Origin of the sequence: Pseudomonas sp. NPDC087614, from assembly GCF_044743485.1 — a bacterium.
Classification (GTDB): domain Bacteria; phylum Pseudomonadota; class Gammaproteobacteria; order Pseudomonadales; family Pseudomonadaceae; genus Aquipseudomonas; species Aquipseudomonas baetica_A.
On record NZ_JBIUWN010000066.1, the window covers coordinates 21,819 to 31,342 of the forward strand.

8 protein-coding genes are annotated in these 9,524 nt (G+C 59.0%); 1 reads left to right on the top strand and 7 read right to left on the bottom strand.

Going from position 1 to position 9,524, the window contains the following annotated elements; all coding sequences use genetic code 11:
- Positions 1 to 223: 223 nt before the first annotated feature.
- The 6 genes from ACIOWA_RS21345 to ACIOWA_RS21370 are packed head-to-tail and all read right to left on the bottom strand — an operon-like array spanning position 224 to position 6,180.
- Positions 224 to 1,966, bottom strand: a complete 1,743-nt coding sequence (locus tag ACIOWA_RS21345; RefSeq protein WP_339493726.1) for an ABC transporter substrate-binding protein — start codon at positions 1,964 to 1,966, stop codon at positions 224 to 226.
- 48 nt (positions 1,967 to 2,014) lie between these two features.
- Positions 2,015 to 2,287: a DUF2160 domain-containing protein gene (locus ACIOWA_RS21350; protein ID WP_221730403.1), complete on the bottom strand. Its 273-nt coding sequence runs from the start codon at positions 2,285 to 2,287 to the stop codon at positions 2,015 to 2,017.
- A gap of 10 nt (positions 2,288 to 2,297) precedes the next feature.
- Complete coding sequence (locus ACIOWA_RS21355; protein ID WP_123450806.1) at positions 2,298 to 3,098, bottom strand: carbohydrate ABC transporter permease; 801 nt, start codon at positions 3,096 to 3,098, stop codon at positions 2,298 to 2,300.
- A 9-nt stretch (positions 3,099 to 3,107) separates the two neighbouring features.
- Positions 3,108 to 3,974 carry a sugar ABC transporter permease gene (locus ACIOWA_RS21360; RefSeq protein WP_339432007.1) on the bottom strand — a complete coding sequence of 289 codons (867 nt, stop codon included), beginning with the start codon at positions 3,972 to 3,974 and terminating at the stop codon, positions 3,108 to 3,110.
- The gene (locus tag ACIOWA_RS21365; protein WP_339493727.1) at positions 3,971 to 5,086 is read right to left on the bottom strand and encodes an ABC transporter ATP-binding protein; all 1,116 of its coding nucleotides are present in this window, start codon (positions 5,084 to 5,086) and stop codon (positions 3,971 to 3,973) included. Before ACIOWA_RS21365 ends, ACIOWA_RS21360 begins: the two co-directional genes overlap by 4 nt.
- Complete coding sequence (locus ACIOWA_RS21370) at positions 5,086 to 6,180, bottom strand: ABC transporter ATP-binding protein (RefSeq protein ID WP_401161789.1); 1,095 nt, start codon at positions 6,178 to 6,180, stop codon at positions 5,086 to 5,088. Before ACIOWA_RS21370 ends, ACIOWA_RS21365 begins: the two co-directional genes overlap by 1 nt.
- Positions 6,181 to 6,554: 374 nt before the next feature.
- Here ACIOWA_RS21370 and ACIOWA_RS21375 point away from each other — a divergent pair, with 374 nt between their 5' ends.
- A complete protein-coding gene (locus tag ACIOWA_RS21375) occupies positions 6,555 to 8,390 on the top strand; it encodes a sigma-54-dependent Fis family transcriptional regulator (RefSeq protein ID WP_401161791.1) in 1,836 nt (611 codons plus the stop codon).
- Positions 8,391 to 8,519: 129 nt separating this feature from the next.
- Here the strand turns inward: ACIOWA_RS21375 and cysS are convergent.
- The coding region (gene cysS / locus ACIOWA_RS21380; protein ID WP_401161793.1) for a cysteine--tRNA ligase at positions 8,520 to 9,524 on the bottom strand (1,005 nt) is incomplete at its 5' end.

The following is a 9,524-nucleotide window of genomic DNA, read 5'->3' on the forward strand; positions in this document are numbered from 1 at the left end:
GAAGGTTCTGTATTTTCGGAAAACCTTTAAACATCCCGAATCGAAATACTCGCCAGCGCCAGGACTGTTGTGAAGGCAATGACTTGGGCGAGGGCATTAACTATTCGGAATGCGTCGCCGCTCTATTGGATCAACGCGAAACCTGTGGGCGCTCGATGGCGGTGGTTCTGGCACAACTGAAAACGGCACCTTGCGGTGCCGTTTGCCCTTCACACATCAGCTTTTATTTACGCGCATCTGCCCAGGATTTCAGCAGTTCGTTGTAGCTCACGGTCTCGCCCTTCGGCTTCTCGTTCGCCAGTTTCGGTTTCGGCGCGCCCGGTTGATCGAACCAGTATTGCGCGTCGCGTTCCGGGTTCATTTTCGGTGCGCACGTGGCTTGGGCTTTGGAGCGTTCCAGACGCGACATGATCGCGTCCTGATCCTTGGCCAAACCATCCAGCGCTTGCTGCGGGGTCTTCTCGCCGCTGGCCGCTTCGGCGATGTGGCTCCACCACAGTTGCGCCAGACGTGGATAGTCCGGCACGTTGGTCCCGGTCGGGGTCCATTGCACGCGGGCCGGGCTGCGGTAGAACTCGACCAGACCACCGAGTTTCGGCGCCAGATCGGTCATGGCCTGCGAGTTGATGTCCGACTCGCGAATCGGCGTCAGACCGACAATGGTTTTCTTCAGCGATACGGTTTTCGAAGTCACGAACTGCGCGTACAGCCACGCCGCGAGTTTCTGTTTCTCCGGCGTGGATTTCATGAACGTCCACGAACCCACGTCCTGATAACCAAGCTTCATGCCCTCCTCCCAATACGGCCCGCGCGGCGATGGCGCCATCCGCCATTTCGGCGTGCCGTCGTCATTGACCACCGGCAGGCCCGGTTTGGTCATGTCGGCGGTGAAGGCGGTGTACCAGAAAATCTGCTGAGCGATGTTGCCTTGCGACGGCACCGGGCCGGACTCGGAGAACGTCATGCCCGCTGCTTCCGGTGGCGCGTACGCCTTGAGCCAATCGACGTATTTGGTCGTGGCAAACACTGCCGCCGGGCCGTTGGTGTCGCCGCCTCGGGTCACGCTGGAACCCACCGGGTGGCAATCCTCGACACGAATGCCCCACTCGTCCACCGGCAAACCGTTAGGCAAGCCCTTGTCGCCGCCGCCCGCCATGGAGAACCAGGCATCGGTGAAGCGCCAGCCCAGCGACGGGTCTTTCTTGCCGTAGTCCATGTGCCCGTAAACACGTTTGCCGTCGATTTCCTTGACGTCTTCGCTGAAGAATTTGGCGATGTCTTCATAGGCTGACCAGTTCACCGGTACGCCCAATTCGTAGCCGTACTTTTCCTTGAACCTGGCTTTCAGGTCCGCGCGTTCAAACCAGTCAGCGCGGAACCAGTACAGGTTGGCGAACTGCTGGTCGGGCAGTTGATAAATCTTGCCGTCCGGCGCGGTGGTGAACGAAATGCCGATGAAGTCCTTGATGTCGAGGGTCGGCGAGGTGAAGTTCTTGCCTTCGTTGGCCATCAGGTCGGTGATCGATTCGGTCTTGCCGTAACGAAAGTGCGTGCCGATCAGGTCCGAGTCGTTGACCCAGCCGTCGTAGATATTCTTGTCGGACTGCATCACCGTCTGCATTTTTTCCACCACGTCGCCTTCTTGCAGCAAGTCGTGGGTGAGCTTGATCCCGGTGATTTCGCTGAAGGCCTTGGCCAGCACCTTGGACTCGTATTCATGGGTGGTCAGGGTTTCCGAAACCACCTTGATTTCCATCCCGCGAAACGGCTCGGCAGCCTTGATGAACCACTTCAGTTCTTCGAGTTGCTGATCGGCCGTCAGGGTCGACGGTTTGAATTCGCTGCCGATCCACTTTTTCGCAGCGTCCTCGTAGGCATCGGCCCAGGCCGACGCGCTCAAACCGCTGAGTGCCAGCAAGGCTGCCAATGAAATGCTATGTCGCAGCTTATTGTTTTTGTCGAACATAGAGACCTCCTGTTTAGGATTTCGGAGCACGGTTGTCGAGCGACTCGACTAGCCCCAACGCATCACAGCCAACAGCCACACCAGGGACAACGCGGACGCCACCCAGATGCTCCAGTCGGTGGCGCCGATGACCAGCAAATGCAGGTAGGCGCTGCCGAGAAGACCGATAAACAAGCGATCGCCACGGGTGGTGGCAATCGGCAGAAAACCTCGCCGCAGGACGCTCGGCGAACGCAGCTCCCACGTCGTCATGCCCACCAGTAGCAAGCCTATGACGATAAAGAATGCCGCGGTGGGGGTGGTCCAACTCATCCATTCCATCATCAGTTCCTCAGACCCGGCCGAGGGCAAAGCCCTTGGCCACATGGTTGCGAACAAACCAGATCACCAGCATGCCCGGCAAAATGGTCAACACCCCCGCCGCCGCCAGCACGCCCCAATCGATCCCCGAGGCCGATACCGTGCGGGTCATCACCGCCGCAATCGGCTTGGCGTTGACCGAGGTCAACGTGCGCGCCAGCAACAGCTCGACCCAGGAAAACATGAAGCAGAAAAACGCCGTGACGCCGATGCCGGAACCGATCAACGGGATGAAAATCTTCACGAAGAACTTGGGGAAACTGTAGCCATCAATGTAGGCGGTTTCGTCGATTTCCTTCGGCACGCCGGACATGAAGCCTTCGAGAATCCACACCGCCAGTGGCACGTTAAACAGGCAGTGCGCCAAGGCCACGGCAATGTGCGTGTCGAACAGGCCAATCGACGAATACAACTGAAAGAACGGCAGCAGGAACACGGCCGGAGGGGCCATGCGGTTGGTCAGCAGCCAGAAGAACAGGTGCTTGTCGCCCAGGAAGCGGTAGCGTGAAAACGCATACGCCGCCGGCAGTGCCACGCTCAGGGAAATCACCGTGTTCAGGCTCACGTAGTACAGCGAGTTGATGTACCCGCTGTACCAGCTCGGATCGGTGAAGATCACCTTGTAGTTCGCCAGCGTGAAGTCCTGTGGGAAAAGTGTCAGACCGCCGAGGATTTCGGTGTTGCTCTTGAACGACATGTTCAGCAGCCAGTAGATCGGCACCAGCAGGAACAGGATGTAGACCAGCAACGGAATCAGCTTTCTTTTGCTCATGGCCGGGCCTCAGCGGTTGGCGTCGGAGTGCGTCATGGCGGTGTAGAACAGCCAGGACACCAACAGGATGATCAGGAAGTACACCAGCGAGAAAGCCGCTGCCGGCCCCAGGTCGAATTGGCCTACGGCCATTTGCGTCAGCGTCTGACTCAAGAAGGTCGTGGCATTACCCGGCCCGCCCCCGGTGAGCACAAACGGCTCGGTGTAGATCATGAAACTGTCCATGAAACGCAACATCACCGCGATCAGCAGCACGCTTTTCAGCTTGGGCAACTGGATGTGACGGAACACTGCCCAGGCGGACGCCCGATCGATGCGCGCCGCCTGGTAATACACATCGGGAATGGCGCGCAATCCAGAGAAACACAGCAGCGCCACCAGCGAAGTCCAGTGCCAGACGTCCATCACCAGCACCGTCACCCAGGCGTCCATGGTGTTGGCCGCATAGTTGTAGCTGATGCCCATCGCGTTGAGACTCGACCCGAGCAAGCCGATGTCGGCGCGGCCAAAAATCTGCCAGATCGTGCCCACCACGTTCCACGGGATCAGCAGCGGAATCGCCAGAATAATCAGCACCAGCGACGACCAGCGGCCCTTGGTCGGCATGGTCAGGGCAATCGCAATGCCCAGCGGAATTTCAATCAGCAACACGCACGCCGAATAGATGAACTGGCGCAGCAGCGAATCATGCAGACGCGGATCCAGCAGCACCTGCCGATACCACTCAGTGCCGACGAAGTAGCGGCTGGATTGGTCGAAGATGTCCTGCACCGAGTAGTTGACCACGGTCATCATCGGGACGACCGCACTGAACGCCACCAGTAAAAACACCGGCAACACCAGCCACCAGGCCTTGTTGTTCTGCACCTTGTTCATGGCTGCACCTCATTGTCTTCAGTGGCTGGCAGCAGGAATTCGTCGGCATAGACCATCAGCCACTGCGCCGGAAAACTGATGTACGCCGTGCCCTGCGGCACCGGTTTGTCTTCCGCCAGGCGCACTTTCAACGCCACGCCGTCGAGATCGAGGGTCATGATCTTGTAGGTGCCGAGGTCTTCGACGTGTACGACGTGTGCCTGCATCGCGTCGTCAAACGGCTCATCCCAGACATGAATGAACTCGGGACGGATACCGACCTTCAGATTTTTCCACTGACCGTGTTCGATATGACGCTGCAAGGCGTCAGACAGCGGCAGGTGCGTCGAGCCGAAACCGACCCCGCCCGGTTGCGGCTGCACGTCGATCAGATTCATGCCGGGGCTGCCGATGAAGTAGCCGACAAAGGTGTGGCTCGGCCGTTCGAACAACTCCCGTGGCGTGCCGAACTGGACGATCTGGCCGCCGTACATCACCGCGATTTTGTCGGCGAAGGTCGAGGCTTCGAGTTGATCGTGGGTCACGTAGACCATGGTGATGTTGAACTGCTCGTGGATCTGCTTGAGCTTGCGTCGCAGTTTCCACTTCAGGTGCGGATCGATCACTGTCAGCGGTTCATCAAAGAGGATCGCCGACACGTCGTCGCGCACCAGGCCCCGGCCCATGGAGACTTTCTGTTTCTCGTCGGCGGTGAGGTTGCGCGCCTTTTTGCTCAGCAACTCTTGCAGGTCGAGGACTTCGGCAATTTCCTGCACCTTGCTGTGCACTTTCGCCTCGGCCATGCCCTGATTGCGCAGGGGAAACGCCAGGTTGTCGAACACGGTCATGGTGTCGTAGACCACCGGAAACTGGAAAACCTGAGCGATGTTGCGCTTCTCCGGGGTCAGGTCGTTGACCGCTTTGCCGTCGAATAACACATGCCCTTGCGAGGGGCTGAGCAGGCCGGAAATGATGTTGAGCAACGTCGATTTGCCGCAACCGGACGGGCCAAGCAGCGCATAGGCGCCACCCTGCTCCCAAACGTGATCCATCTCGCGGATCGCATAATCCTCTGCACCGCCGGGGGTTTTACTGTAGCTGTGGGCGAGGTGTTGCAAACGGATTTCGGCCATCAGGCAACCCTCGCGACACGCCGCCCCGGTGCTTGCACCAGGCGGCCCTGCGCATCGAAAACAAACAGTTTGTGGGTCGGGATATAAATGCGGATCGGCTCGTCGACGTCGTATTCGTGAACGCCGGACAGGTGCAACACCAGCAGGAAATGCTCGTTGCGCACATGCAGGAAGGTTTCCGAACCGCTGATCTCGGCGACTTCCACCGTGACGGCCAATTCCAGATCGTCATCGTTGCTCGGCACCAGCGAAATGTGGCTGGGGCGCACGCCGAAGCGGAACTCACCTTCGCCCACCGAACGCAGATCAACGTTTAACGGGAAGTGTACGAAGTTGGCAAAACTCACTTCGTTACCGGCGATGCGCCCCGGCATCAGGTTGATCGGCGGCTCGGAGAACAACTCGGCGGCCAGCACGGTTTGCGGCTGGTGATACACCGAGGTCGACGGGCCGCTCTGGATCACCCGCCCCTCGTGAAGAATCGTCGTGGTGCCGCCCAGCGCCAGCGCTTCGTTAGGCTCGGTGGTGGCGTAAATGGCGATGGTATGGCGCTGCTTGAACAACTCGCGCATTTCCTGACGCAGTTCTTCGCGCAGTTTGTAGTCGAGATTGACCAGCGGCTCGTCGAACAGGATCAGTTCGGCATCCTTGACCAGCGCCCGGGCCATGGCGGTGCGTTGCTGCTGCCCGCCGGAGAGTTCCAGCGGATAGCGCTGCAGAAACTTCTCGATGCGCAGCATCTTTGCGGTTTCCTGCACCTTGCTGTGGATGATCTCTTTCGAGACGCCAGCCTGACGCAGCGGCGAGGCGATGTTCTCGAACACGGTCATGGTCGGGTAGTTGATGAATTGCTGATAAACCATCGACACATTGCGCAGACGCACCGGGCGATGGGTGACATCGACGCCGTTCATCAGGATGCGGCCGCTGTCGGGCTTGTCCAGACCGGCCATCAGACGCATGAGACTGGTTTTGCCAGACAGCGTGCGGCCGAGCAAAACGTTGAAGGATCCGGGTTCGAATTTCAGGCACGCATCGTCGATCCAGCTCTGGCCCTCGACGGTGCGGCAAACGTGCTCCAGGGTGAGTGACATGGCTCGGCCTTTTTATTATTGGAGTCAAGCGACCTGTGCAGTAGAGCGACATTCGTGCCAGAAATGGCAAGTTGTTGATTTGTTGTGAAAATCGTTGAAACCGCCGGGAAACGGCGTTCATTGCTGAACACATTTGAACAGTTTGGCGATTGACAATGAACAATAGTGAACAACACTCTATGGATGCTTTTGCCCAATCTCATGACCGCTGAAGATCCCAATGTGGGAGCGCGAATGCGGTGTGTCATTCAACTGATTCATTGACTGATCCACCGCATTCGCGAGCAAGCCAGCTCCCACCGTTTTGAGCTGTGCTGTTTCAGGATTTGGGTTCATAACAACAATAAAAATCGCTGCATCAGAGGCTGACTGCCATGGCCGAACCTGCCCCGCCGCTGTCCCACGACGCGCTCGTCCAGAGCTCCTGGCAACGTTGTCGGGCGTTTGGTCTGGATCATCAAAGCGCTCCGGCGTTCGATCAATTACCCGCCTCGGGTATTGCGCACCTGCTCGACCGCCATCACTCGCTGGTGCAAACCACCCATCAGGAAGTGTTGCCCTACTACGAGAACATCCTGAGCAATTCCAATTGCCTGATCATGCTCGCCGACAACCAGGGCCAGGTGCTGACCTCGTGGGGTACGCAACGGTTTATCGCGCCGAATCTGGCCCGAGGCTTTCAGGCCGGGGCGAGCTGGATGGAACGCTGCAGCGGCACCAACGCCATCGGCACTGCGCTGGCCTGCGAGCAAGCGGTACACATCGAACACGATGAGCATTTTCTGAAAGCCAACCGCTTCATGACCGGTTCCGCCGCGCCGATTTTCGACGCCGAGCGCAAGGTCATCGCGGTGCTTGACGTGTCCAGCGACAGCTATCTGCCGCCCTCACACACCTTGGGCATGGTCAAGATGATGAGCCAGACCGTGGAAAACCGGCTGATCCTCAACCTGTTCCATGGCCAGCACTTTCAACTGACCTTCAACACCGGGTTGAACAACCTCGACAGTCAGTGGGCCGGCTTGTTGATTTTCGATGAGAGCGGTCAGGTGCTGTCGGCCAATCGCCGGGCCGACAATCTCTTGGGTGTGCGCTTGTCGCGGGTCAGTGTTGAGAGCCTGTTCAAGGTGTCGTTACTCGAGTTGATCAACCAGCCGGACGGTTTGCCGTTTGCCTTGCAGACCTGCGGGAGTAACCGTTTCCAGTGTTTGTTGAAGCGGCCACAACAGGCGCCCATAGAGGCGCGAGTGTTTACGTCTGAACCCAAAGCCGCCGCGCCAACCGCGATCAGCCTCAACACGCTGCACCTGGGCGACAGTCGCGTGGAAAAAGCCGTGCGCCAGGCCGAGCGTTTGCTGGAAAAAGACATTCCGCTGCTGATCCACGGCGAAACCGGGGTTGGCAAAGAGGTGTTCGTCAAAGCCCTGCACCAGGCCAGTTCGCGCAGCAAACAGGCTTTCATCGCCGTCAACTGCGCGGCGATCCCCGCCGAACTGGTCGAATCGGAATTGTTCGGCTACGAGAAAGGCGCGTTCACCGGCGCCAACCAGAAAGGCAGCATCGGCCTGATCCGCAAAGCCGATAAAGGCACCCTGTTCCTTGATGAAATCGGCGACATGCCGTTGCCGACCCAAGCGCGGTTGCTGCGGGTGTTGCAGGAGCGCTGTGTGCAACCGGTGGGTAGCAGCGAGTTGTTTCCGGTGGACTTGCGGATCATCTCGGCGACCAACCGCTCGCTACGGGAGCAGGTGCAACTGGGGCGGTTTCGCGAGGATTTGTATTACCGCATCGGTGGCTTGACCCTGGAGTTGCCGCCATTGAGGGAGCGCAGTGACAAAAAGGCGTTGTTCAAACGGCTGTGGGAGCAGCATCGTGAACCGACGCAGTGGGCGGGGTTGAGCCACGAAGTGCTGGAACTGTTCGATAAGCATCCGTGGCCAGGCAACTTGCGCCAAGTCAGCAGCGTGATGCAGGTGGCGCTGGCCATGGCTGAAGAGCAACCCGTGCGACCGGAGCATTTGCCGGATGATTTTTTTGTCGATCTGGACATGGAGCCGGTTGAGCGCGTGCAGCCATTGGGGCTGGATTTGAATGATGTTGAAGCGTTAAACCGGGAGCTGCAGGCGGCGGGGGGAAATATTTCGCACTTGGCGCGACGACTGGGTGTGAGCCGCAATACCCTTTACAAACGGTTGCGTCAGGCTGAATGACAAGATGTCTGGGCGGGTCTCATCGCTGGCGAACCTGCAATGACTTCAGCCCTGTCCCTGTAGATTCCTGAGATAACCCAAAAACAAAAACCCGCACAAGGCGGGTTTTGTTTTTAGCGGATCAGCCAATCAGTCAGCCAAACGCCAGGTCGTCCCACCCTTGCCGTCTTCCAGCACCACGCCCATGGCGGTGAGCTGGTCGCGGATGCGGTCGGATTCGGCCCAGTCCTTACCCGCCCGCGCCGCCAGACGTGCAGCAATCAGCGCGTCGACTTCAGCCGCATCGACACGCCCTTCGGCGCCAGCCTGCAGGAAGTCGTCGGCCTCGAGTTGCAACACACCCAGCACGCTGGCCAGTTCTTTCAGACGGGCCGCTAAACCGGCCGCGGCATCGAGATCGCTCTCGCGCAGTCGGTTGATCTCACGCACCATCTCGAACAGCACGGCGCAGGCTTCCGGCGTACCGAAGTCGTCGTTCATCACCGCGGTGAAACGTTCAACGAACGCTTCGCCACCGGCCGGCGCCGCAGTCGGCAGGCCTTTGAGCGCGTGGTAGAAACGCTCGAGTGCGCCTTTGGCGTCCTTGAGGTTGTCTTCCGAGTAGTTGATCGCGCTGCGGTAGTGGCTCGACACCAGCAGGTAACGCACGACTTCCGGGTGGTACTTGTCGAGCACGTCGCGAATGGTGAAGAAGTTGTTCAAGGACTTGGACATCTTCTCGCCATTGATGCGAATCATGCCGCAATGCATCCACGCGTTGGCGTAGGTCTTGCCAGTGGCCGCTTCGCTCTGGGCGATTTCGTTTTCGTGGTGCGGGAACTCAAGATCGCTGCCGCCGCCATGAATATCGAACGTCTCACCGAGGCAGCAGGTGGACATCACCGAGCACTCGATGTGCCAGCCCGGACGCCCGGCGCCCCACGGCGATTCCCAGCTTGGCTCGCCCGGTTTGACGCCTTTCCACAGCACGAAGTCCAGCGGATCTTCCTTCGCTTCGTCGACCTCGATCCGCGCACCGATGCGCAGGTCTTCGATCTTCTTGCGCGACAGCTTGCCGTAGCCCATGAACTTGCAGACGCGGTAGTACACGTAGCAATAGCCCGGGGCGAAGGCGTAGCCCTTGTCGATCAGGGT

What these genes read in the sequence shown, in the direction of transcription:
- ACIOWA_RS21360 (WP_339432007.1), bottom strand. Translation starts at nt 3,974, where the DNA reads ATGAACAAGGTGCAGAACAACAAGGCCTGGTGGCTGGTGTTGCCGGTG.
- ACIOWA_RS21350 (WP_221730403.1), bottom strand. Translation starts at nt 2,287, where the DNA reads ATGGAATGGATGAGTTGGACCACCCCCACCGCGGCATTCTTTATCGTC.
- ACIOWA_RS21365 (WP_339493727.1), bottom strand. Translation starts at nt 5,086, where the DNA reads ATGGCCGAAATCCGTTTGCAACACCTCGCCCACAGCTACAGTAAAACC.
- ACIOWA_RS21355 (WP_123450806.1), bottom strand. Translation starts at nt 3,098, where the DNA reads ATGAGCAAAAGAAAGCTGATTCCGTTGCTGGTCTACATCCTGTTCCTG.
- ACIOWA_RS21345 (WP_339493726.1), bottom strand. Translation starts at nt 1,966, where the DNA reads ATGTTCGACAAAAACAATAAGCTGCGACATAGCATTTCATTGGCAGCC.
- ACIOWA_RS21375 (WP_401161791.1), top strand. Translation starts at nt 6,555, where the DNA reads ATGGCCGAACCTGCCCCGCCGCTGTCCCACGACGCGCTCGTCCAGAGC.
- ACIOWA_RS21370 (WP_401161789.1), bottom strand. Translation starts at nt 6,180, where the DNA reads ATGTCACTCACCCTGGAGCACGTTTGCCGCACCGTCGAGGGCCAGAGC.